The 22,649-nt window shown below is 71.1% G+C and carries 17 protein-coding genes and 1 tRNA gene; 8 read left to right on the top strand and 10 right to left on the bottom strand.

Translation table 11 applies throughout. The annotated features are described in order from the left end of the window. Positions 1-25: 25 nt before the first annotated feature. Complete coding sequence (locus tag OEB96_RS33860) at positions 26-1,789, top strand: DUF6178 family protein (RefSeq protein WP_266220980.1); 1,764 nt, start codon at positions 26-28, stop codon at positions 1,787-1,789. A gap of 13 nt (positions 1,790-1,802) precedes the next feature. Here OEB96_RS33860 and rnc read toward each other — a convergent pair whose 3' ends face one another. The 5 genes from rnc to OEB96_RS33885 all read right to left on the bottom strand — a co-directional run bounded on the left by rnc (position 1,803) and on the right by OEB96_RS33885 (position 6,123). Further along, complete coding sequence (rnc, locus tag OEB96_RS33865) at positions 1,803-2,606, bottom strand: ribonuclease III (RefSeq protein WP_266220981.1); 804 nt, start codon at positions 2,604-2,606, stop codon at positions 1,803-1,805. A 183-nt stretch (positions 2,607-2,789) separates the two neighbouring features. Continuing rightward, positions 2,790-3,158 (bottom strand): hypothetical protein, encoded by a 369-nt coding sequence (locus tag OEB96_RS33870; protein ID WP_266220982.1) that lies wholly within the window; start codon positions 3,156-3,158, stop codon positions 2,790-2,792. A gap of 56 nt (positions 3,159-3,214) precedes the next feature. Further along, on the bottom strand, positions 3,215-3,808 hold the full coding sequence (locus OEB96_RS33875) for a DUF4351 domain-containing protein (RefSeq protein ID WP_266220983.1): 594 nt from the start codon (positions 3,806-3,808) through the stop codon (positions 3,215-3,217). 18 nt (positions 3,809-3,826) lie between these two features. Beyond that, positions 3,827-4,948 (bottom strand): tRNA 2-thiouridine(34) synthase MnmA, encoded by a 1,122-nt coding sequence (gene mnmA / locus OEB96_RS33880; RefSeq protein ID WP_266220984.1) that lies wholly within the window; start codon positions 4,946-4,948, stop codon positions 3,827-3,829. Beyond that, positions 4,945-6,123, bottom strand: a complete 1,179-nt coding sequence (locus tag OEB96_RS33885) for a cysteine desulfurase family protein (protein WP_266220985.1) — start codon at positions 6,121-6,123, stop codon at positions 4,945-4,947. Before OEB96_RS33885 ends, mnmA begins: the two co-directional genes overlap by 4 nt. A 74-nt stretch (positions 6,124-6,197) precedes the next feature. On the opposite strand from OEB96_RS33885, the gene OEB96_RS33890 reads away from it, so the two are divergent. Beyond that, the gene (locus OEB96_RS33890; RefSeq protein ID WP_266220986.1) at positions 6,198-7,412 is read left to right on the top strand and encodes a GspE/PulE/PilB domain-containing protein; all 1,215 of its coding nucleotides are present in this window, start codon (positions 6,198-6,200) and stop codon (positions 7,410-7,412) included. Between the two features lie 8 nt (positions 7,413-7,420). Here the strand turns inward: OEB96_RS33890 and OEB96_RS33895 are convergent, their stop codons facing one another. From OEB96_RS33895 to uvrA, 3 genes are all read right to left on the bottom strand, one after another. Continuing rightward, on the bottom strand, positions 7,421-8,404 hold the full coding sequence (locus tag OEB96_RS33895; RefSeq protein ID WP_323137462.1) for a hydroxymethylglutaryl-CoA lyase: 984 nt from the start codon (positions 8,402-8,404) through the stop codon (positions 7,421-7,423). A 16-nt stretch (positions 8,405-8,420) separates the two neighbouring features. Further along, the gene (locus tag OEB96_RS33900; RefSeq protein ID WP_266220987.1) at positions 8,421-9,164 is read right to left on the bottom strand and encodes a flavin reductase family protein; all 744 of its coding nucleotides are present in this window, start codon (positions 9,162-9,164) and stop codon (positions 8,421-8,423) included. Between the two features lie 96 nt (positions 9,165-9,260). Continuing rightward, positions 9,261-12,248 carry an excinuclease ABC subunit UvrA gene (uvrA, locus tag OEB96_RS33905; protein WP_266221299.1) on the bottom strand — a complete coding sequence of 996 codons (2,988 nt, stop codon included), beginning with the start codon at positions 12,246-12,248 and terminating at the stop codon, positions 9,261-9,263. A 365-nt stretch (positions 12,249-12,613) separates the two neighbouring features. On the opposite strand from uvrA, the gene fabG reads away from it, so the two are divergent. From fabG to OEB96_RS33925, 4 genes are all read left to right on the top strand, one after another. Further along, complete coding sequence (fabG, locus tag OEB96_RS33910; protein ID WP_266220988.1) at positions 12,614-13,306, top strand: 3-oxoacyl-ACP reductase FabG; 693 nt, start codon at positions 12,614-12,616, stop codon at positions 13,304-13,306. Positions 13,307-13,425: 119 nt separating this feature from the next. Continuing rightward, a tRNA-Leu gene (locus OEB96_RS33915) sits at positions 13,426-13,505 on the top strand. 250 nt (positions 13,506-13,755) lie between these two features. Next, positions 13,756-14,673, top strand: a complete 918-nt coding sequence (locus tag OEB96_RS33920) for a hypothetical protein (RefSeq protein WP_266220989.1) — start codon at positions 13,756-13,758, stop codon at positions 14,671-14,673. Beyond that, positions 14,661-16,217 carry a L,D-transpeptidase family protein gene (locus OEB96_RS33925; RefSeq protein WP_266220990.1) on the top strand — a complete coding sequence of 519 codons (1,557 nt, stop codon included), beginning with the start codon at positions 14,661-14,663 and terminating at the stop codon, positions 16,215-16,217. The genes OEB96_RS33920 and OEB96_RS33925 overlap by 13 nt, the downstream gene beginning before the upstream one ends. A gap of 28 nt (positions 16,218-16,245) precedes the next feature. Here OEB96_RS33925 and OEB96_RS33930 read toward each other — a convergent pair whose 3' ends face one another. Together OEB96_RS33930 and OEB96_RS33935 are read right to left on the bottom strand one after the other, a co-directional pair. Beyond that, a complete protein-coding gene (locus tag OEB96_RS33930) occupies positions 16,246-17,535 on the bottom strand; it encodes a GNAT family N-acetyltransferase (protein ID WP_266220991.1) in 1,290 nt (429 codons plus the stop codon). Positions 17,536-17,554: 19 nt separating this feature from the next. Further along, complete coding sequence (locus tag OEB96_RS33935) at positions 17,555-18,397, bottom strand: sulfotransferase domain-containing protein (RefSeq protein WP_266220992.1); 843 nt, start codon at positions 18,395-18,397, stop codon at positions 17,555-17,557. A 212-nt stretch (positions 18,398-18,609) separates the two neighbouring features. Between OEB96_RS33935 and OEB96_RS33940 the strand changes: the two genes are divergently transcribed. Then, positions 18,610-19,866, top strand: a complete 1,257-nt coding sequence (locus OEB96_RS33940; RefSeq protein WP_266220993.1) for an Ig-like domain-containing protein — start codon at positions 18,610-18,612, stop codon at positions 19,864-19,866. A gap of 112 nt (positions 19,867-19,978) precedes the next feature. Continuing rightward, positions 19,979-22,636: a valine--tRNA ligase gene (gene valS, locus OEB96_RS33945; protein ID WP_266220994.1), complete on the top strand. Its 2,658-nt coding sequence runs from the start codon at positions 19,979-19,981 to the stop codon at positions 22,634-22,636. Positions 22,637-22,649 lie beyond the last annotated feature (13 nt).

Here is a 22,649-nt window from a genome sequence, read left to right on the forward strand (position 1 = left end):
CCCGTACGATAGTACCTCACGCTGCGTGACCGCCCGAACGCCCGAGCAACCGTCCCCCCGGGTCCTCGATCCCGACGACCTGCGCGCCATCGACGACGACCCGCTGGCCCTCGACACGCGCGACGATCGGCCCGTGCTGATCCCCGCCCTGCCCGTTCCCGTGTTCGTGCGCGCGGCCCGGCGCCTGCGCGACGAGAAGCGGCTCGACGTGCTGCTGCCCTACGCCACCGCCGAGCAGCTGTCGAGCCTGCTCGACCTCGACGGCTGGGTGCGCGACCGCATCGACATCCGCCGCGCCCGGCTGTGGCTGCACGCGATCGCCGAGCACAGCCCCGCCGACGGTCCCCGCGGGACGCTGGCGGATCTCGTCTACGCGATGGATCCCGAGCTGTGGACGGTGGCGCTGGCGGCCGGGACGGTGGTGGCGGATCTGCCCGAGGGCCAGGACGACGCGATCGATCGCATCACGGCCGAGCTCGGCTCGCTGCGCACGTGGGAGACTCCCGACGGCTTCTTCGTGGTGGGAGTACCCGACGACGAGCTGGGGCTGCGCACGCTGCAGACGATCCACCGCGTCTACGAGGACGACCTGGCGGAAGGGCGCAAGCTGTGCTTGTCGATCCAGTCGCTCTTGCCCGCAGAGGCCGAGGAGGAGCTGCTGCGCTTCCGCAACGGGCGCCTGGCCGATCTGGGGTTCGTGGAGTGGGAGGAGGCGATGAAGCTGCTACGCCCGCTCGATCATCGGGTCGCGGCCGAGCACGAGGCGCTGGACTTCAGCCACCTTCGGCACGCGCAGGGGCTCGAGCATACGGTGCGCTGGAGCGGGCCCGAGCTGCTGCGGCAGGTGATGGGGCGGCTGGCATTCGACGAGCACGGGGTGCGCTCCCGAGAATTCCTGCTGCTGGTCAACGAGGTGACCTCGGCGCAGCGCTTCGATCCCGGCGACGAGGTGCTGCAGCAGCGGGCGATCGACCAGACCCAGGGCACGCTGGCGCTGGGTCTCGAGCTGCTCGGCCGCACCACGCCCTCGGGCATGGAGGTGCAGGCCTACCTCGCGCAGCGCGTGGCCGCGATCGGGCTGCGCCTGACGTTTCGGGTGGGCTACGGCGCCCTCGACAAGGTCCGAGCCGCGGCGCGGCTGCTCGTTCGCGGCGGCCCGGTGTCGCTCGCCGGCCCTGGCTCGCTGCTCGATCGACCCTGGGGCCCGGCGGTGGCGGCCCTTGGCGGCTTGATGCCGGAGCTTCCGCTGGACCGTCCCGAGGCCGCGCGCTCGCACGGGGGTGGCGGCAAGGGCACCCGTCCCTTGCGAAGCCTGGAGGACGTGGCCAGGGCCACCTTGCTGGTCGCGCAGGCCAGCGCGCTGGTCCAGCTGTGCTTTGGCGGCTATGGCGTCGATCCGGCGTGGCTGGGACGCGTGGACGATGCCGGTCGCGTGACGCTGGGCGATCTGGTGCGTACGGCGATCGTGCACGCCCACCTGCCGGGGTCGACCTCGGCCTTGGCCCCGCTGACCCCCGATGATCTGGCGTGGGCCCGCGCGAACTTGCTGACCCCCGATGACTTGGTCGACGCGGTGCGGCGCGACTTCGCCGAGCGCTGCGCCGACCTTGGGATCGGCGAGCACCAGCAGGCGCTGGCGGAGAACCTGCTGCTGCGCCTGCGCATGGAGCTGCTCGCACTCGAGGACGACGCCGAGGGCAAGCCGGATCTACGGCGGGTGGGCGGGATACTGACGATCCAGCACGTGAGCCTGTGGCTGGGCATGCGGCACGGAGAGCCGCGGAACTGAGCGGGACACGGCCTCAGTCGTCGCCCTCGATGCGCGCGAGCGCCTGTCGGGCCGCGGCGCGCTCGGCTTGCTTGAGGCTGCGGCCCTGCCCTTGCCCGAGCACCTCGACGCGACCATCGGAGAAGCGCAGCTCCACCTGGGCGGTCCAGCGAGGATCGTCGGGCGGCGGGGGCTCGCCCACGCGCGCGTAGGTTGGCGTGACCCGGAACCGACCCTGCGCCCAGTGCTGCAGGCGCGACTTGGGATCGACCCCGTGATGGGGCGCGAGCGTGGCCACTCGTGGGCCCAAGAGGCGGCCGTAGACCACTGCGGCCGCTTCGAGCGGCGAGCGGCCGGCCTCGCGCGCATCGAGGAACACGGCGCCGAGCACCGCCTCGACCGCATCCGCCAGCGTGCTGGGGTGATCTCGACCGCCGCGCTTGAGATCACCGCGACCGAGGTAGAGCCACTCGCCGAGCTGCTGCTCCTGCGCCGCGGCGGCTAGGCTGCTCTCCGACACCAGAGCCGCACGCAGCCGGGTCAGCTCGCCCTCGGCCAGATCGGGGAAGCGCCGCCATAGCGCATCGGCGGTCAGGAGACCCAGCACCGCGTCGCCGAGGAACTCGAGGCAGGCGTTGCTGGGCCAGCCCGCGCCGCGGTGCTCGTTGGCCCACGAGCCCAGCGTGAGCGCCACCCGCAGGAGCGCCGGTCGTTCGAACGCATAGCCCAGCTGCTGCTGCAGACCACGTAGCCCCCCCTCACCGGGCGGGTGGGTGTCGTCGTCGACCGGCTCCTCGGCGTCGGGGAGGTCGAGCAAGACCTTGGGGAGGCGGATCATGGGACCGGGGTTCTCGGACGTTGCACCCTCGCGATGCCGCGCCGCGTGGTCGCAAGTATAACGCCGCGCGCCCCAGCCCTCGACGACGAGATGGACTCCACCGACGCGTGATCGCCCACGACCCACGGCAACCGGGCATCGAGGCATGCCCGCGCAGATCGAAGGGCGAGCGCTCCATGAGCATCAAGCAAACCATCCTGGGGCGCGCAGCTGAACCTGGTAGTCGTCGTCGAGCCATGGCTTGCGCTTGCGCAGCAGCGCCAGCAGCTCGGTGCGGCCGTCGGCTTGCAGCAGGATCTCACCCGGCACCAGGAATCGCATGCGGTGCTCGGGAAACAGCGGCTCGTTCGCCTCCCGCAGCGCCTCGATGAACGCGTCGTAGGCGACGCCGTCGATCGCCAGCCGATAGAGACACCATCGACCGTCGCGCAGCCCGATCTGGGCGGTCGGCCCCGCCGGTCCGCCAGTGGACAGCGGCAGCCGACGCTCGACGTCGGGATCGGCGAGCATGTCGATGATCTGCTGGAGGCTCGGCGCTGCGTAGGGGGCCATCGGTGATCAATAGCCCGTTCACGCCGGCGCCACTCTGGAATTCGCCCGTCGCTCGTCTACGGCGCGAGTACGTCGTCGAGAGACGGCTCGGAGAGCACTCGCTCGGCCCATGCGTCGAGCTGTTCGGACGTCGCAGCGTCCACCCGCGCCAGCACGGGCTGTGGCAGCGGACCAAAGCGCTTGATCAGCTGCTGCAGCAGGAGCGCCGCCTTCCCCTTGGTCCGGCCCTCGTCCCAGCCCTGGTTCCACCCCGTCTGTGTGGCCCTCTCGAGGTTGGCTCGGAGCTCGATCTCGTAGAGCCGGAGATCGTCCTCCCGCCGCTGGGCCCGACGGCGGGCCTCGGGATCCCGTGAGAGTGCTTCGAGGGTTTGCTTGGCCAGGGCCATCATCGGATCCTCTGCAGCGAGGCGCTCGAGCTCGACGGGATCGTCGTAGCGCGTGAAGAACCGCGCCCATCGCTCGACCACCGCATCATAGCCGCTCGCCTCGCTCGTCGACAGCGCCTGGCGCTGCGGCGCACCGAGCTGCAAGAGGTGGATCGACAGCTCCTCGCCGAACGATGTGCGGCTGTCGCGCTCACCCGCTTCGAACACCACGTGGAGCCGGTTCAGCGAAGGAAACAGCGGCTCGAGCAACCACGCGATCACCACCGTGGGTCGCAGCTGGGGTCACGGACGCGCAGGCCCGACCTCCGCGATCCAGCCCCCACCCCGCACGCGATCGCCGTCGTAGAACACCGCCGCTTGCCCGGGCGCGGCCGCGAACACCGGCTCGTCGAGTTCCACGATCGCCCACCCGTCCTCCACGTGCACGCGGCCGGGCACGGGCGGGCTACGGTGCCGTAGCTGCACCAACGACCGCATCGACTCCCCCGACGCGGGAAGATCGAGATCCTGTAGCTCGTGCACCACGATCCGCCGCGCCGCCGCCCCTTCCGGCGTACCCACCACCACCGTGCGACTGTGCGGCAGCACGCGCAGCACGTAGCGCTTCTCGGTTCCGCGCACGGCAAACCCGCGACGCTGGCCGATGGTCACGCGATGGATCCCCTGATGCTCGCCGATCTCCTGCCCGTGCTCGTCGACCACCGGGCCCGGCAGCAGCCCCTCGGTGGACAACCCCAGCGCCGCCGCGCGCCGCTCGACCACCGCGCCATGGTCCCCACCCGGCACGAAGCACAGCTCCTGGCTGTCGGGTGCGAGCGCGTTGGGCAGCCCCCGAGCGGCCGCCTCCACCCGCACCTGCTCCTTGGTGCTCCCGCCCAGGGGAAACCACACCCACGAGAGCGTCTGCCGGCCCATCGCGAACAGGAAGTAGCTCTGGTCCTTGCGCGGATCCACGCCGCGCAAGAGGGCGCCGTCCTCGATGCGCGCGTAGTGCCCCGTGACCAGCGCCTCGGCCCGAAGCGCCCGCGCCCGCGCGAGCAGCGGCCCGAACTTGATGTGCTGGTTGCAGCGCGTGCAGGGGTTGGGCGTGCGGCCGGCCACGTAGTCGCGCACGAACGGATCGATGACCTCGGCCTCGAAGCGCGCGCGCTCGTCGACCACGTAGTGCGGGATGCCCAGCGCCGCGCAGGCTCGTCGCGCCATGTCGACCTCGGCCGGGGAGCAGCACGTGCCTCCGCGGCCGCGTCGCTCGCCCCCCTCATCACCGGACGCGTCGTAGAGCCGCATGGTCAGCCCCACCACCTCGTGCCCCGCCTCGACCATGCGCGCCGCCGCCATCGACGAGTCGACGCCGCCCGACATGGCCACCACCACCCGTGACTTGCGATCGACTCGGCCACTCATGATGCGTCCGTCTCCTTCGATGCCGCGTGGCGAATCCGGGGCACTGCGTCGGTCAGTGCGGCCAGCACCGCGTCGATCTCGGCCTCCGTGGTCGAGGCCGAGATCGACAGCCGTACCGCTTCGAGGGCGCGCTGCGGCGACTGTCCCAGCGCCCGCAGCACGGGTGAGGCCTGCAGCACACCGCTGCTGCACGCGGCTCCCGTGGACACCGCGATTCCCTCCAGATCGAGCGCCATCATCACCAGCTCGCCCGCGCAGCCCTCGAACGCCACATTGAGGGTGTTGCCCACGTGGTGCTCGAGATCGCCGTGGATCCGGGCCCCCAACCGGGCGCACAGACCCTGCAGCAGCTGCGCGCGCCGGGCCACCATGGTCGCCCGGCGGCTGGGCTGCTCGGCCACGGCGAGCTCGACCGCCACGCCCAGGCCATGGATCGCCCACAGGCCCTCGGTTCCGCCCCGACGCCCCCGCTCTTGCTGGCCTCCGCACAGCATCGGCTCGACCCGCAGATTGCGATGGTGCACCAACGCCCCCGAGCCGACCGGTCCGCCGATCTTGTGCCCGGAGATGCTCACCAGATCCACCCCCCACTCGGTCAGCGACACGGGGACCTTGCCCAGGGCCTGGACCGCATCCACGTGGATCAGCACCTGCGGGCGCACGGCCCGAAGCGCCGCGGAGAACGCCGCGACGTCGTAGGCATTGCCCAGCTCGTGGTTGGCGGCCGCCAGCGAGCACAGCCCCAGCTCGGGCCGATCGCGCAGGCGCTGCGCCAGGTCGTCGGGGTCGATGCGACCCTGCGCGTCCACCGAGACCCGCTCCACGGGGAACCCCTCGCGCTCGAGCCGGGCCACCGCGGCCCCCACCGCGGGGTGCTCGAGCGGCGAGGTGAGCACCCCGCACGGGCGCCCCTGCTCCCGCAGAGCCCGCGCCGCGCCCAGCACGGCCAGGTTGTCGGCCTCCGTCCCCCCGGACGTGAACGTCACCCCCAGCGGCTCGGTGTGCAAGGCCGCCGCCACCCGCCGCCGGGCCGCCTCGATCACCTCCCGGGCCGCTCGCCCACGCCCATGGGGGCTCGAGGGGTTGCCCAGGTCGTCCCGGGCCCAAAGCTCCACCATCGCGGCCCGTACCCGGGGATCGAGCGGGGTGGTCGCGTTGTGGTCCAGATCGATCACTGGCCGGCCATATAGCACGTCGATCCCACGGAAAATTGACGGGAGGCGCGCGCCCGAGGAATGATCGCCCGACCTTGAGCAACCTGGTCATCATGCTGCAGCGGGCGGGCCTGCTCCCCGACGACGCTGCCACGCAGATCCGCGAGTTCGCCTATGCCAACAAGGTCCCCCTCGCGGAGGTGCTCGTCGATCGTGGCTTTGCCACCGAGGACGACCTGGTCAAGTTCCTCCAGAGCAAGCTGATGATCCCCGAGGTCGAGGCCGACCTCCTCGGCGAGCTCGAGCGCGAGACCCTGCGTCACCTGCCCGCCGAGCTGGCCTGGTATCACGAGGTGCTGCCCGTCTCGGTGGACGACGTGGGCAACCTGACGCTGGCCATGGCCGACCCCACCGACCTTCGGGCCGTGGATGCCGTGATCGGCCACACGGGTGCCTACCTGGTGCGAGCGGTGGCGCCGCTGACCGCGTTGCGCCGAGCCCTCGAGCGCTACTACGGACCGCGACCGGATCCCGAGGAACTCCGCACGAGGCTCTTCGGCGAGCCCGAGCCCGAGGCCGACGAGTCCGAGACCGACGAGTCCGAGGCCGACGAGTCCGAGACCGACGAGTCCGAGACCGACGAGTCCGAGACCGACGAGTCCGAGACCGACGAGTCCGAGACCGACGAGTCCGAGGCCGACGAGTCCCTGCCTCCGACCGCCTTCGCCGAGCCGACGCCCCCGGGCACCCCACCCGTTCGACGGCCGGTCGTCACTCCCGTGGCCCTCGAGGAGCCGGTCATTCCGCTGTCTCCCACCGCATTCGCACGGGTCCTGCCCCGGCTGGTCGCGGCGGCCAACCGCGACGAGATCACGCACGTGCTGCTCGACTTCCTCGCCGAGGGATTCTCGCGCGTCATCATGTTCGTGCACCTGCAGCAACAGCTGCGGGGCCGCGATGCCCGTGGTGACGATCTGCTGCTCGAGGCGATCACCCAGGTCCGCATCCCCACCACGGGGCCGTCGCTGTTCCGCGACGTGATCGAGCGAGGCGGGCCCCACTTCGGTCCGTGGCGCTCCGACACCAAGATCAACGCCGCGTTCGGCCAGGCCATGGGTGGGATCCGGGGCAACGTGCTGCTCCTGCCGGTCAAGCTGCGCGAGCGGGTCCCCGTGGTGGTGTACGCCGCCGGCACCCACCATCCGGTCGACCCGCGCTCGCTGCACGAGCTGGTCGAGGGGGTCAGCGGCGCGCTCGAGCGCCTCATCTTCCGGCGCAAGTCGCTGACCGACGCGCCGCAGCAGGACTGACTGACTAACTAATAGACCGGCTGCCCCAGCCGCGCGCAGTGGCCCAGGTGCGCCTTGAGGTACTTGCTGGGCAGCTCTCGCGCGAGCTGGCCGCCCAGGCGCGCCGAGATCGCCACCAGCCGATCGAGGTCGACCCCGGTCTCGACCCCCATGCCCTGCAGCATGTACACGACGTCCTCGGTCGCCACGTTGCCCGAGGCTCCCGGCGCGTAGGGACAGCCGCCCAGGCCCCCCACCGCCGAGTCGATCGTGCCGATCCCGAACTGCAGCGCGACCGTGATGTTGGCCAGCGCGGTGCCGCGCGTGTCGTGGAAGTGCACCGCCACCTGCGGCAGCGAGATGCCCGAGCGCATGAGCCCGCGAAAGACGTACTCGATCTGGCGCGGCGTGCCCACGCCGATGGTGTCGCCGAGCGACAGCTCGTAGACCCCCATGTCGAGCAGCTCGTGGCAGACCATGAGCACGTCGTCGAGCGGCACCGCGCCCTCGTAGGGGCAGCCGTACACGCAGCTGATGTAGCCGCGCACCTTCATGCCGCGCGAGAGCGCCTCGCCCACCACCCCCCGGTAGGTGCGCAGCGCCTCCTCGGTGCTCTTGTTGATGTTCTTGTGGTTGTGGGTCTGCGAGGCGGCCATGAACACGGCCACCTCCTGCATGCCCGCCCGCGTGGCGCCGTCGAGGCCCCGCATGTTGGGGACCAGCGCCGACAGCCGCACGCCCTCGCGCGGCTTGATCCGCGAGGCGACCTCCATGTGATCGGCCATCGCCGGGATCCAGCGCGGGTTGACGAAGCTGGTGATCTCCACCCGGCGCAGCCCCGCATCGATGAGCCCCTCGACCAGCTCGACCTTGCGATCGGTGGGCAGGATCTGCTTCTCGTTCTGCAGACCATCGCGAGGGCCCACCTCGTAGATCGACACCGCCGACGGCGCCGCGACGAACAGATCGCCGGGGGGCATGGGGGGGGCTGGCGCTTCGATCCGGTCGTTCACGGGCAATGCCTTCGGGTCATGGCTTGGGCGGCCGATGCGAGCCGGAACCCGCGCCGGGTCGCGGCATCACGAACGTATCCCGCGTTCGAGCATACGACATCCCGCCCAGACGTCCGATCGCCCCGAGGTCCGCGGGATCCATGGGCGACAGGCGCCCGCGCTCGTCCCGCCGAATCAGCCCCGGCGCCACCCAGAACACCAGCACCTCGGCGAGCACCAGCGTGGACGAAGGACCCTTGGGCCCGTGGCCCAGAGGGAGCGCATGGGTCATGCGGCACTCCATGGCCGCCCTCGCGCTCGCCACCCGCGGAGGCCGGACCATGGCCGCGGGTCGGCTGGGCAGGCGCGCGCCGGGCTCGCCCGCGAGTTCCCACTCGTCGACCTCGGCCGGCAGCTCCGCCGAGGTCGCGTTCATGGCCTGCGACAGCGGCTCGCTCACATGGTTGATGGTCAGCTCGCGCGTGGCGAGGATGTTGGCCAGGGTGTCCTTGGGATGGCCGTCGGGACGGGTTGCGATCGACAGCATCACCATGGGCGGCCGCGAGCATACCGCCTGGAAGTAGCTGAAGGGCGCGAGGTTGGGCCGGCCGTCCTCGGCGAGCGTGGAGACCCATGCGATTGGGCGCGGGGTGACCAGGTCGGTCATCAAGCGGTAGACGTCGCCCGCCGACAGGGCAGCGGCGTCCAGACGATCCATGCTCGTGGGGCTCGCGGGGCTCGTGGGGCCATCGGAGTCGCGGGGGCGCTCGGACTCGCTCACGGGCGGACTATGCCGCGGCGCGGCGAGCGGGACCATGCAGGCCAGGACCGGGGCGCCGTGAGCTGACCCGGTGCCGCTGACTCACGCGCCCTCGGCTCAGGCGGACGCTCGACGCGAAGCCTTCTTGGACGAGGCTTTCTTCTTCGACGCCTTCTTGCTCGACGCCTTCTTCTTCGACGACCACCCCGTGTCCTCGGCGGCCTTCGTCCCCTTCGTCCCCTTCGTCCCCTTCGAATTGGTCGCCCCGGTCCCCACCTTGGTGCCCCGAAGCAAGGGCGCCAAGAACTGCCCCGTGTACGACCCCTTGACCTTGGCCACCGCCTCCGGCGTCCCCTGGGCCACCACCTGCCCTCCCCCCACGCCGCCCTCGGGACCCAGATCCACGATCCAGTCCGCGCACTTGATGACGTCGAGGTTGTGCTCGATCACCACCACGGTGTTGCCGGCATCCACCAGCCGCTGCAAGACCCCGAGCAGCTTGCGGATGTCCTCGAAGTGGAGCCCGGTGGTCGGCTCGTCGAGCAGGTAGAGCGTCTGGCCGGTGTGCCGCTTGCCCAGCTCGCGGCTGAGCTTGACGCGCTGCGCCTCGCCTCCGCTCATCGTGGGCGCGGTCTGGCCGATCTTCATGTAGCCGAGCCCCACGTCGACCAGCGTCTTCAGGATCCGCACGATCTGCGAGTGGTTGGCGAACAGCTCCAGGCAGTCGTCGACGCTCTGGTCGAGCACGTCGGCGATGTTCAGTCCCTTGTAGCGCACGGCCAGGGTGGCGCTGTTGTAGCGCTTGCCCCCGCACACCTCGCACGGCACGTAGACGTCGGAGAGGAAGTGCATCTCCACCTTGACCATCCCGTCGCCCTCGCAGGCGTCGCAGCGACCGCCCTTGACGTTGAACGAGAACCGCCCGGGGGCGTAGCCGCGGGCCTTGGCCTCGGGGAGCTGCGCGAACACCTGCCGCACCTGATCGAAGACCTTGGTGTAGGTGCCCGGGTTCGATCGCGGAGTGCGGCCGATCGGCTTTTGGTCGATCGCGATCACCTTGTCGAGCGCCTCGAGCCCGGTGATCTCGCGGTGGGTCCCCACCTTGACCATGGTGCCGTGCAGCGCCCGCGACAGCGCCGGCAGCAGGATCCCGTTGATCAGCGAGCTCTTGCCGGCACCGCTGACCCCCGTGACCGCCGCCAGCACCCCCAGCGGGAGCTCGACGTCGACCTCCCGCAGGTTGTGCTCGGCCGCGCCCTCGACCACGATCGCACCCGAGGGCTGCCGCCGCGCCGGCGGCAGCTCGATGCGGCGCCGCCCGCCGAGGTACTGCCCGGTCAGGCTCTTGGTGTCGCGCTGGAGCTGCTGGGGCGTGCCCGCGAACACCACCTCCCCGCCCAGGTGCCCCGCCCCCGGACCAAAGTCGATCACGTGATCGGCGGCGCGAATGGTCTCCTCGTCGTGCTCGACCACCAGCACCGAGTTGCCCAGATCGCGCAGCCGCTGCAGCGTGGCGATGAGCCGTTGGTTGTCGCGCTGGTGCAGCCCGATGCTGGGCTCGTCGAGCACGTACATCACCCCGGACAGCTCGCTGCCGAGCTGGCTGGCCAGGCGGATGCGCTGGGCCTCGCCGCCGCTGAGCGTGGGGCCCGAGCGATCGAGCGTGAGGTAGTCGAGGCCCACGTTGAGCAGGAACGTCAGCCGTCCCACGATCTCGCGCAGCACGCCCTCGGCGATGGTCTTGTGGCTGCCCTTGAGATCCATGCCCTCGAAGTGGCGATGGGCGTCGCTCACCGTCATCGAGGTGACCTGCGACACTCCGATGTCCGCCACCCGCACCGCGAGGCTCTCGGGGCGCAGCCGCCGACCCTCGCAGGCGTCGCAGTCCCGCTCGGCGAAGAACTTCTTGTAGTGCTCGCGCGCGGCGTCGGAGCTGGTCTGTCGGTAGCGCCGCATGAGGTTGGGGATCACCCCCTCGAAGCGCATGCCCCAGCTCCCGTGGCTCTCGGTGCCCTCCTGCCCCCACTGCACGCGGATCCGCTTGCCCCCCAGGCCATGGAGCACCTGCTGCTGCTTGCGCTTGGGCAGGTCCTTCCACGGGGTATCGAGGTCGACCTCGCAGGCCTCCGACATGGCCTCGATGATGCGGTAGGTCCAGCCCTCGCCGCGGTCCACCGCACCCGCCCAGGGCGCGATGGCCCCGCCATGGATCGAGAGGTTGGTGTCGGGCACCACCAGCTCCGGGTCGACCTCCATGCGGGTGCCCAGGCCGTTGCACTCGGGGCACATGCCCAGCGGGCTGTTGAACGAGAAGCTCTGCGGCGACAGCTCGGGGAACGAGTGCCCGCAGCACATGCGGTTCTCGGAGAACCGCAGCATCGGGTCGTCGCCCTCGGCGGACTCGGCTCCCTCGGACAGCGCCCACAGCTCGCCCTTGCCCTCGCGCAGGGCCAGCTCCACGCTCTCGGCGATGCGCCCGCGGTCCTCTCGGCGCACGGTCACGCGGTCGACCACCAGCTCGATGTCGTGCTTGAGCTTCTTGTCGAGCTTGGGCGGATCGTCGAGGCGATGCACCTGGCCGTCGACGCGCACCCGCAAGAACCCTCGCCCCGCCAGCTCTTCGAACAGATCGCGGAACTCGCCCTTGCGGTGGACCACCAGCGGCGCCAGCATCGTGAGCTTGAGGCCCGGCGGCCCCGCCAGCACCTCGCGCACGATCTCCTCGGCGCTGTGACCCTGCACGACCTTGCCGCACTCGTGGCAGTGCTGGGTCCCCACGCGCGCGTAGAGCACCCGCAGGTAGTCGTAGATCTCGGTGATGGTGCCCACGGTGGAGCGCGGGTTGTTGGACGCGCTCTTCTGCTCGATGGCGATGGTGGGCGACAGACCCCGCAGGTGCTCCACGTCGGGGCGATCGAGCTGGCCGAGGAACTGCCGGGCGTAGCTGCTGAGGCTCTCGATGTAGCGGCGCTGGCCCTCGGCGTAGAGCGTGTCGAAGGCCAGGCTCGACTTGCCCGAGCCGCTCACCCCCGTGAGCACCACCATCTGGCGCTTGGGGATCTCGAGGCGATCGATGCGGAGGTTGTGCTGCCGCGCCCCGAGCACCTCGATGAAGTCGGGCTCGGCGGCCGCCCGGGGGCGGCGACGGGAGTGGGGGGCGCCCGGCTTGGAATCCGGCTTGGAACCCGGCTTGGAAACAGGTTTGGCGGTGGTCGCGGAATCGGACACGACGATCAGCGAGGGAAGGCCCAGGCGAAGGCGCGAGGGGCAAGGAGCCAGACCGCGGGGCTCTTGGGTGAGGAGCCGCCGTCGGCGCGAGCCGTGGGCGAGCGACCGGCATGGGCACGGCCGTCGCTGCGGGCGAGCGAGCCTTAGCACGAGCCGCGCGAACATGCACGCATGTTCAGCCCCACGTCGACTCATCGCCGCCGCTTGTGGTCCCGCGGGCGAACGGGCCACGATGGTGCCCCATGAAGGACCGTCACGTGCTCGTCACCGGAGGCTCGGGAGGGCTGGGAACCGCCGTCACGGCGCTGATGCTGGCCAAGGGGGCCCAGGTGACCGTGCCCGTGGTCGACGACCGCCAGGTCGCGCATCTGCGGCACGACCTCGGAGCGGATGCCGATCGGGTGGCGACCCCCCGCGCCGACCTGCGCGACGAGGCCGAGGTGCAGCGAGTCATCGACGCGATGCCGCGAGTCGACGCCGCGCTGTGCCTGGTGGGTGGCTTTGCGATGGGCCCCACGGACGCCTTCGCGGTGGAGGATCTCCGCGCGCAGCTCGAGCTGAACGTGGTGACCACCTTCCTCGTGATCAAGCATGCGCTGCGGCGCATGAAGGAGACCGGCTACGGGCGCATCGTCACCGTGGGCTCGCGCGCCGCGGTGGAGCCTCCTGGGGGTCTGGCCGCCTATGCCGCCGCCAAGGCGGCCGTGGTGGCGCTGACCAAGAGCGTGGCCGAGGAGACGCGGCAGCTCGACATCACCGCCAACTGCGTGCTGCCCTCGGTCATCGACACGCCCGCCAACCGAGCCGCCATGGGCGACGCGGACGCGAGCCAGTGGGTCACGCCCCGGCGACTGGCCGAGTCGATCGCCTTCCTCGCCTCGGAGGCCGCGGGCGAGCTGCGCGGCGGCACGCTGCCGGTCTACGGGCGCGTGTAGCCCAACCGCGACCCGAAACCGGATGCACGGGTGCCGGGTGTAGGCGCCACCGCCGCAGAGGGCCCGATGCTCCCTCGATGGCCGATCGCGGGCGTGATCTCGTATCCTCGCCCCCTCTGGCCCGGGTGGTGGAATGGGTAGACACGGGGGACTTAAAATCCCCTCCGCAAGGGTGCGGGTTCGAGCCCCGCCCCGGGCACGCACGGACTGCGAGCACCGCGGTTGCGATCGCTTCGGCGCCGAGGCGATCCCTCCGGACGCCGAGGCGATCTACACGCGCATACGCGATCTCGCCGGTCGGCCCTCGCCCGCATGCGCGCACACAGCGTGCGCGGTCTGAACGCACATCGGCCGATTCCTTGCGACCGAAGGCCACCGGATGCTAGGCAACCCGAGGTGACGCTGCCCTTCGTGGGACATCACCCCAAGCCCGACGCTCGGTGACGACGATGCGCGCGGTCCAACGCCCCCTGGCTCTCCTGCCCCACCTCGACGAGGGTCCTCCCCTCGCCGCCCGCCTCTTCGAGCTGGTGGAGCGACGAGAGCTGTTCTTGCGTGGGCACCGGGCGGGGCACCGCTTCGACCGGACCAACCTGCGGGCCACCCACACGGCATGGTTCGGCGTGGGCGTGACCACCCGCGAGGGCTTCAGCCGCGGGCTGCCCATCGACGTACTCGGCCTGGTGTACGGCCAGGAGCTGGTGCGTCGCGCCCTGGGCTGGCAGCGCAGCCTCGTGGTGGTGGCCGACAGCAACGCGCAGGCCGCTGGCGCCGAGGCGCTCGCGGTGCGCCGCTCGGCCGTGCAGGTGCAACGGCGGCTGCGCGAGCTCGCGGCCGCGCTGGGGCTGCCCATCGACGTGCGGCTGACCTCCACCCTGGGACGACTGGCCGAGTTCGCGCAGCTTTCTGCGTCCTCGACCACGTCACCGGGATCGGGCCTGCCCCCGTACGCCGCCCACCAGCTGGCCCAGACCGAGCACCTGCGCCAGCGGGGGTTCGGCCTCAAGATCGGCTGGGCCTGGCGCGGCGCGTGGCAAGACGAGCGCTACTTCGACGACCTCCACGCCCGCGAGTTCGGCACGCGGATCGCCAGCGTGTACGTGGGCGGGGGCACGACCCTCGATCCCCGACGGCCTCGCGCCTGCCCCTACGTGTGCAACGATCCCACCGCGCGGCTGCTGCTCCATCCGGGCGAGGACCTCGAGCGCAAGCTGGCCCGCGCGCCCTCGATCGCCCGGCATCGCTACGAGAAGCTCCTGGGCAAGCTCGCCCGCGCCCACGGACACCTGATGGGCACGCGCCTGCCTCCGCGCCGCCCCACCGTGCTCCTGCAAGACCTGCTCGAAACGCTGCCATGGCCCAGCTGACGAAGGTGAGCCCGCGACGCCGCCCGAAGACGGCCCTCGCCCTGCTCGCCCTCGTCGTCCTGGCCAGCAGCGGCCTCGGCTGTGATTCGTCGGCCGAGGCCCGCGAGGGCTCGGCCGGCGCGTCCGCCCCCACGCCAGACCCCGAGCCGAGCCCGAACCCAGGCCGAAACCCAGACCCGAGCCCCGCCAAGGTCCCGGCCGACGCGACGCACGCGACGTCGATGGGCTCGCGCTCGAGCAACGATGCGGTGGGCTCATCCGCGGGACGCCCCGCCACCCCGCAGGCCCTGCGGCTGACTCGTCCGCCCATGCGCGAGCCCGCCGACGTCGCGCGCTACCACGCCACCCCGCCCGTCGCCGGTTCGCGGACCGCCCTCGCCTACCAGTTCGACGCGCCCGTGTTCCACCTCCCCAGCGGCGCCCGACGGATCGCGGGCGTCGTGCGCCGCAACAGCCGGCTCGCGGTCGACCGCTGGGTGCCCGGCGAGGGCTGCGGCAAGAGCTGGTATGCGCTCGTGGGCGGCGGCTACGTGTGCAGCGGCGACGGGTTCTCGGTGGCCAGCGATCCGGCCCCGTTGTCCGAGGCGCTGGCCACCGAGCCCCCCGCCGTCGACCAGGCCCTGCCGTATCGCTACGCCAAGGTCGACACCCCCGCGCCGCTCTACTGGCGCGTGCCCAGCGAGAGCGAGCTGGCCACCGGCGCCACCGCCCCCATTCGCGAGCGAGCCCAGGGCGCCCACTTCGTGGCGATGGACCAGCGGCTCACCGTGGCCGGCGAGGCCCTCAGCCGCACGGTGCGGGGGTACTACGTGCGCGACCGAGATCTACAGGAGAAGCCCGCGCCCACCATGCACGGCGAGCGGCTCTCGGGTCGCGACGCGCTGCCGCTCGCGTTCGTCTACGTCGACGATGCACCGCTGCTCGATCCCGACACGGGAACGCTCCGCGGCACCGCGGAGCGCTTCGCTCGCTTCCCCGTCGCAGAGCTGCGGGAGCGCGACGGGCAGCGCCACGCCGTGTCGCCCGAGGGCTTTGGCGCCTCGCTCGAGCACGTACGCATCGCATCCGCCACGGCGCGCCCCGACGAGGTCGGCGCGACCGACCAGTGGATCCACGTCGACCTCGACCAGCAGGTGCTGGTGGCCTACGAGGGCGACGCGCCCGTGCTCGCCACCCTGGTGTCGTCGGGCAAGGAGGGCTTCGAGCCCCCGCTGGGGCTGTTTCGCGTGCACAAGAAGTACACGTCGGTGACCATGTCGGGACCCGATCCCGACGCGGGCACCTACGCGGTCGAGGAGGTGCCGTGGACCATGTACTACTGGGCCTCGTTCGCCCTGCACGGCGCCTACTGGCACGACGAGTTCGGCAAGGTGCGCAGCCATGGCTGCACCAACGTCCCTCCCGTCGACGCGCGCTGGCTGTTCCACTGGGCCCGACCCGAGCTGCCCACGGGATGGCACGCCGAGGTCGGGCTGCGCGGTCCGTGGGTGTACTTCACCCGTGGGGCCGATCCGAGCGCGTCGGCGAGTACCACGTCACTGTGAGCGCTGCATCGAGTGGCACCGTCGCGGGCTACGACGGAGCCACGGCCGCGAGCACGACCCGCGGGCCGCTGACGCGCGAGGGGCCGGTGGCTCCCAGGTCGCGAAAGGTCTCGAGCACCTGCAGCCCCGCCTGCTGCAGCGCGAGGCGACAGAGCGGCAGGCCCATCAGCGCCCACCGACGCACGTCGGTGTGCTCGGACGCTTCCTCGTCATCCACCTCCACCACGAACAGGTCGCGATGCTCGAGCACGCCCTCGTGGAAGTCGATGGCATGCGACGGGATCCGAGAGACGGTGGCACGGTGATAGATCTCGGTCGTCGCAGGCGGCTCGCGATGGGCCCGCAGCACCCACGGCATGTTGGGACCTTCCACCAGCAGCACGCCTCCGGGGCGCAGGGCCCGACGAAGACGCGAGGCGGCGTCCACCCGGGCTTCGTGCGAGAGCACGTGCCAGAGGGTGCCGTGCATGGCGATCGCGAGATCGAACGCGTGCGTCGCATTCAGCTCGCCGAAGTCTCCATCGCGCACGGTGATCGAGCCCGGCGAGCGCGGGCCAGACGGAGGGCCAGCCGCAGGGCCAGTCGCAGCCAGCCGCGCCGCGGCAACCCGTAGATCCGGATCCTCTTCGTACGCGGTCAGCGACCACCCGAGCTGCGCGAGCGGTCGAAGCAGGCGACCCGTGCCGCAGCCCATGACCAGCGCCGAGGGCTGCGCGGGCACGCCGTAGCGCCCCGCACCAAAGCGACAAAAGCCCACTGCGTCGTCCACCGGTCCCTCGAACAGCCGACGTGCCCACGCCCGACGTCGCATCGGATCGGCCCACGGCGACATCGCAGCCCGTAGCGTCACGTCGGTTCGAATGCTTGCCTCCCAGCGCAGGCGCGTGGGCGACGACGTGCCCGTCTCGTCCGGCGCGGGCCAAAATCCCAGCCGCTGCAGCAGCCCGCGCGCGGGGTCGTCGGGGGGCAGCTCGGCCACCACCGGCCGCGCCAGCTCGCGCGCCTGCAGCAGCACGTCGTGCAGCAGCCGCGTCCCCAGGCCCCTGCCCTGCCACGCAGGGGTCACCGCCACCGTGTGGAGCACGATGGGATCCTCGTCCCATGCGACCGAGAGCGCACCGACCGGCTGGCGCTCCACCTCCACCACCCACCATGGCTGGGCCCCGAACGCTCGGGTGAATCGAGCGCGCCGCTCCGCGTCGCCGACCGAATCGGAGCCCAGCGCGGGCCCGCGCGGCAGCGCGAGCAGCCAGTCGAAGTCCGAGGAATCCGCGGGTCGCAGCCGATGGATCATCGCGAGGCGGCGCCACGGTACCATGCGCGGCGCGAGGGCTCGCTCAGTGCAGGAACGCCGGCAGCTCCCACGGGGCGTGGCGGCGCGAGGCCTGGCGCCCCGCCGCGTGGATCCGCGCCCGCTGCTCCGGGCTCAGCGATCGCGCCCCCGCGGCTCCCTTGCCGATGAAGCTGCGCGGTGACACCCCGCGCTCGAGCAGCAGCGAGGTCGCATGGTCGAAGCGCTCCTCGAGCGCCTTCATCCGCGACAGGCTCGCCCCCTCGACTGCGGCCGCCAGCCTCGCCTCGTCCACCGACCACCCGACCGCCTCGGCCACCTCGCGCAGCCCCTCGAGCGGATCGGCCCGCAGCGCCTCGTAGCGCAGCACCACCGCCCCGGGGCGCTCCTGCGCCCGTCGCTGCCACTGCTCCACGTGGGTCCACCACGAGCCGTACTGCACGCGACCCCGGCAAAAGCGCACCAGGAACTCGTCGAGCGAGCCTCCAAACCCCAGGTAGTCGCGATGGAGGCCATAGTAGGACAGCGCCACATCGGACGGATCGCGCACGATCACCACGAAGCGACCGACCGTCGGCAGCCACCGCGGTGGCAGGTGCGTCTTGAAGATCCGCGGCGAGGGCAGCCGCCGCAGATCCTCGGCCCGCAGGCTCCCGATCGCCAGCGAGCGCTCGAACCATGGGCACACGTCCTGGAGGTGGCGGAACTCCGCCTCCGGCCCCCGCACCAGCAAGTGCAGCATGAACAGCATCCACGTGGTCCCCGAGCGCGGATAGGTGGCCACGTACACGTCATCCGCGCGGGGCTCGAACTGCAGCCGGCCCTGCACGAACGCGGCCGTGCGCCTCAGATCGCCCAGCCCGGCCTCCAGCCGGTCGATCGAGCTCACCGAGAGGCCCAAGGCCGTGCCCAACGCGCGTCGCCACATCGGCGGTGCTCACGCTGGCATGGTTGCCCGGGCGGGGGCAAATCGAGCCCGGAACCCGAGGTACCGCAAAGTCGTGGACGGAGCCCCCTTGGTTATGACACTTATTCGGTGTGAATCGCTCGTGGGGTCCCCGGAGCTGGAGTTGGTCTGCGCCGAGTGCAGATCTTCGCCGAATGTTCGCGGCCATCGTTGGACCAGGCGTCGCGCTGGGCGTCGCGCTGGGCGTCACGTTCGCGGCGGGGACCGCCCACGGCGAAGAACCCGGGCTGGTGAGCGAGCCCCCCCGCGGCACCTACGTGCGCGTCCACGGCTCCACGCTCGCCGATCCCGTCGGCCCGCAGGCGGCCGACATCCCCCCCCACATCCTCTTCCTCCAGCGTTGCTCGGGGGGGCTGGATCTGACGCCCGGCCCCAACGACTCGATCGGCAACACGTCGAGCATCCCCACCGGCCCCATCACCCTGCCGGAGTACCCGTTCGGCAACGAATCCTGGCAGGAGGTCGTCGCCCAGACGCGCGACGTCTTCGCGCCGTTCAACATCGACGTCACCGACGTGGACCCCGGCAACGTTCCCCATGACGAGGCGGTGGTCTGCGGCGATGGATCCGGCGTGGCGCCGGGCGCCGGCGGGGTCGCGCCGTTCGACTGCGGCATCATCATGAACCCGATCACCTTCACCTTCCCCGAGGTGCTGGGCAACAATCCGCGGCTCATCGCCGAGGTCATCGGGCAGGAAGCCGCGCACGCGTGGGGCCTGGACCACGAGCTGTTGTGCGAAGATCCGATGACCTACCTGTCCGGGTGCGGGCAAAAGTCCTTCCAGGACATCGACGCCGAGTGCGGCGAGTTCGAAGCCCGTCCCTGCGACTGCGGGATCCCGCTCCAGAACTCCTACCAGCACATCCTCGGCGCATTCGGGCCCAGGATCCCCGACGTCGACGGTCCGATCGTCACCATCACCGCGCCGCTGTCGGGCTCCACCTTCGAGGCGGGCGACAACTTCACCGTCATCGTCGACATCATCGACGACAGCATCGTCGACGAGGCAGAGCTCCACTTCAACGGCATGCCCGGGATGATCGACAACCTCGAGCCCTGGGGCTGGCAGATCAACGACGTGGAGGCCGGGCTCTACACCCTCGAGGTCACCGCGATCGACGAGTACGGCAACGCGGGCCTGTCCATCCCGGTCTCGATCCTGGTCGGGGACGCGGCGGCCGATGGCACTGCCGGCGACGACGAGGCCGACGACGTCCTCGACGGCGGCACCGCATCGGACGGGGGTGACACCGACTCCGCCGGCGCCGACGAGGACCCCAAGGGCTGCGGCTGCCGATCGACGGCAACCCAGGGCCCGTGGTTCGCCGCGATGCCGCTGCTGCTGCTGGGTCTGCGTCGACGCCGAACCCACGCCCGCCGCCCGCGGTAGCCGGGCGATCCGCAGGTCGACGGGCACGGAGGACGGACCGCGTGGGCTTTACGCGAGGACACCCCTCATGGTGTCTTTGCGCCTCGCCTCACGACGTCATCGGCGCCGGACCATGTCCCAAACTCACCGCACCATCGATCCTGCCACCCTGCCCAAGCACTTCGACGCGCCCGCCGCGGAGTCGCGCTGGGACGAGCAGTGGCAACGAAGTGGCCTCTACCACTACGACCCCTCGCGCCCACGCGACGAGACCTTCGTCGTGGACACGCCGCCGCCCACCGTCTCGGGCTCCCTGCACGTCGGGCACGTGTTCAGCTACACGCACACCGATCTCATCGTTCGCCAGCAGCGGATGCGGGGCAAGAACATCTTCTACCCCATGGGCTGGGACGACAACGGCCTGCCCACCGAGCGCCGCGTGCAGAACTTCTACCACGTGCGCTGCGACGCGAGCCTGCCCTACGAAGAGGGCATGACGTTCGAGGCCGCCTCGGCCAAGGTGCGCAAGGGCCAGCCGCGGCTGGTCTCGCGGCCCAACTTCATCGAGGCCTGCAACCAGCTCACGCGCGAGGACGAAAAGGCGTTCCTGGCGCTGTGGCGGCGCCTGGGGCTGTCGATCGACTGGCGGCAGGAGTACGCCACCATCGACGATCACTGTCGCACCGTCGCCCAGCGCTCGTTCCTCGATCTCCACCAGCGGGGCATGCTCTACAGCACCGAGGCCCCGACCCTGTGGGACGTGGACTTCCAGACCGCGGTGGCTCAGGCCGAGCTCGAGGATCGCGAGCTCCCCAGCACCTTCAACGACGTGGCCTTCGGGGTGGAGGGCAGCGACGAGACCTTCGTGATCTCCACCACCCGGCCCGAGCTGCTGCCCGCGTGCGTGGCGGTGGCCACCCACCCCGAGGACGAGCGCTACGCCCACCTGGTGGGCAAACGAGCGATCACGCCGCTCTACCGGGTGCCGGTGCCGATCTTCACCAGCGAGCTGGTGGACAAGGACAAGGGCACCGGCATCCTGATGATCTGCACCTTCGGCGACCAGACCGACGTGCAGTGGTGGCGCGAGCAGGGGCTGGCGCTGCGCCAGATCATCGGGCTGCAGGGGCGGCTTCTGCCCGTCACCTACGGCACGCCCGGCTGGGAGAGCCTCGATCCCGACGCCGCCAACCGCTTCTACGCCGAGCTCCAGGGCCTGCGGCCCGAGAAGGCACGCGAGCGGATCCTCGAGCAGCTGCGGCAGCCCGAGGCGGCCGCCACCGGCCAGGAGGTCCCCCTGCGCGGGCAGCGATCCATCACCCACGCGGTGAAGTTCTTCGAGAAGGGCGATCGCCCGCTCGAGCTGGTGCCCACGCGGCAGTGGTTCTGTCGCCTGCTCGATCGCAAGCAGGATCTCTTGCGCAAGGGCGAAGAGGTGCAGTGGCACCCCGCGTTCATGGGCCACCGCTATCGGGTGTGGACCGAGAACCTCGGGCTCGACTGGTGCATCAGCCGTCAGCGCTACTTCGGCGTCTCGTTCCCCGTGTGGTACCCGCTGTCCGACGACGGTCGACCCGACTACGACGCACCGATCCTCGCCGCGCTCGAGCAGCTCCCGGTCGATCCCACCGTCGACGTGCCCCCGGGCTACACGGCCGAGCAGCGCGGCCGCCCCGGCGGGTTCATGGGTGAGTCCGACGTGTTCGACACCTGGTTCACCAGCTCGATGACCCCGCAGATCTCGAGCCACTGGCAGCTCGATTCACAGCGGCACGCCGCCTTGTTCCCGGCCGACATCCGCCCGCAGAGCCACGAGATCATTCGAACCTGGGCGTTCTACACCATCGCCAAGGCGATGGCCCACGAGGACACCATCCCCTGGAAGCACGTGCTCATCTCCGGCTGGATCCTCGATCCCGACCGCAAGAAGATGTCCAAGTCCAAGGGCAACGTGATCGTGCCCACCGAGCTGCTCGAGACGTACACCGCCGACGGCGTGCGCTACTGGGCCGCGAGCGCGCGCCTGGGCGTCGACACGGCGTTCGACGAGAAGGTGCTCGCGATGGGCAAGCGCCTGGTCACCAAGATCTTCAACGCCAGCAAGTTCGTGCTGGCGCAGGGCGGGCCCGTCACCTCCGTGACCACCGAGCTCGATCGCGCCTTCTGCCACGAGCTCCTCGGGGTGGTGCACGAGGCCAGCGCCTCGTACGACGAGTTCGAGTTCGCCCCCGCCCTGCGGGCCACCGAGGGCTTCTTCTGGGCCAGCTTCACCGACAGCTACCTCGAGCTGTGCAAGGTGCGGGCACGAACCGAGGACGACGACGCCGGCCGCGGCTCGGCCCTGGCCGCGCTTCGGCTGGGGCTCTCGGTGCTGTTGCGCCTGTTCGCCCCGGTGCTGCCCTACATCACCGAGGAGGTGTGGAGCTGGCTGTTCGCCGAGGAGACGAGCAAGCCCAGCGTTCACGCCGCACCGTGGCCGAGCGCCGCCGACTTCGAGGGGGTGGAGGCGCCCGCCGATGCGGGGTCGTTCGACCTGGCCGTGACGGCACTGGCTGCGATCAACCGCGCCAAGACCGGAGCCGGCGTGGGCGTGGGCCGTGGGGTGCAGCGGCTGGTGCTGCACGGGCGGCAGGCGGAGCTCGATCGCCTCGGCGCCGTGCTCTCCGACGTGCTCGCCGCCGGGCGCGTGCGGGATCACGAGCTGCGCGCCAACGAAGCGCTCGAGGAGGGCGTACTCGAGGTCGGCGACGTGGTGTTCGAGCCCAAGCCCGACAAGGCCGCCAAGGGCTGAAAGTGGCGAGCCC

Origin of the sequence: Paraliomyxa miuraensis, assembly GCF_026337845.1 — a bacterium.
Taxonomy (GTDB): domain Bacteria; phylum Myxococcota_A; class Polyangia; order Nannocystales; family Nannocystaceae; genus Paraliomyxa; species Paraliomyxa miuraensis.

What these genes read in the sequence shown, in the direction of transcription:
- rnc (WP_266220981.1), bottom strand. Translation starts at nt 2,606, where the DNA reads ATGATCCGCCTCCCCAAGGTCTTGCTCGACCTCCCCGACGCCGAGGAG.
- OEB96_RS33870 (WP_266220982.1), bottom strand. Translation starts at nt 3,158, where the DNA reads ATGGCCCCCTACGCAGCGCCGAGCCTCCAGCAGATCATCGACATGCTC.
- mnmA (WP_266220984.1), bottom strand. Translation starts at nt 4,948, where the DNA reads ATGAGTGGCCGAGTCGATCGCAAGTCACGGGTGGTGGTGGCCATGTCG.
- fabG (WP_266220988.1), top strand. Translation starts at nt 12,614, where the DNA reads ATGAAGGACCGTCACGTGCTCGTCACCGGAGGCTCGGGAGGGCTGGGA.
- OEB96_RS33920 (WP_266220989.1), top strand. Translation starts at nt 13,756, where the DNA reads ATGCGCGCGGTCCAACGCCCCCTGGCTCTCCTGCCCCACCTCGACGAG.
- OEB96_RS33925 (WP_266220990.1), top strand. Translation starts at nt 14,661, where the DNA reads ATGGCCCAGCTGACGAAGGTGAGCCCGCGACGCCGCCCGAAGACGGCC.
- OEB96_RS33930 (WP_266220991.1), bottom strand. Translation starts at nt 17,535, where the DNA reads ATGGTACCGTGGCGCCGCCTCGCGATGATCCATCGGCTGCGACCCGCG.
- OEB96_RS33940 (WP_266220993.1), top strand. Translation starts at nt 18,610, where the DNA reads ATGTTCGCGGCCATCGTTGGACCAGGCGTCGCGCTGGGCGTCGCGCTG.
- valS (WP_266220994.1), top strand. Translation starts at nt 19,979, where the DNA reads ATGTCCCAAACTCACCGCACCATCGATCCTGCCACCCTGCCCAAGCAC.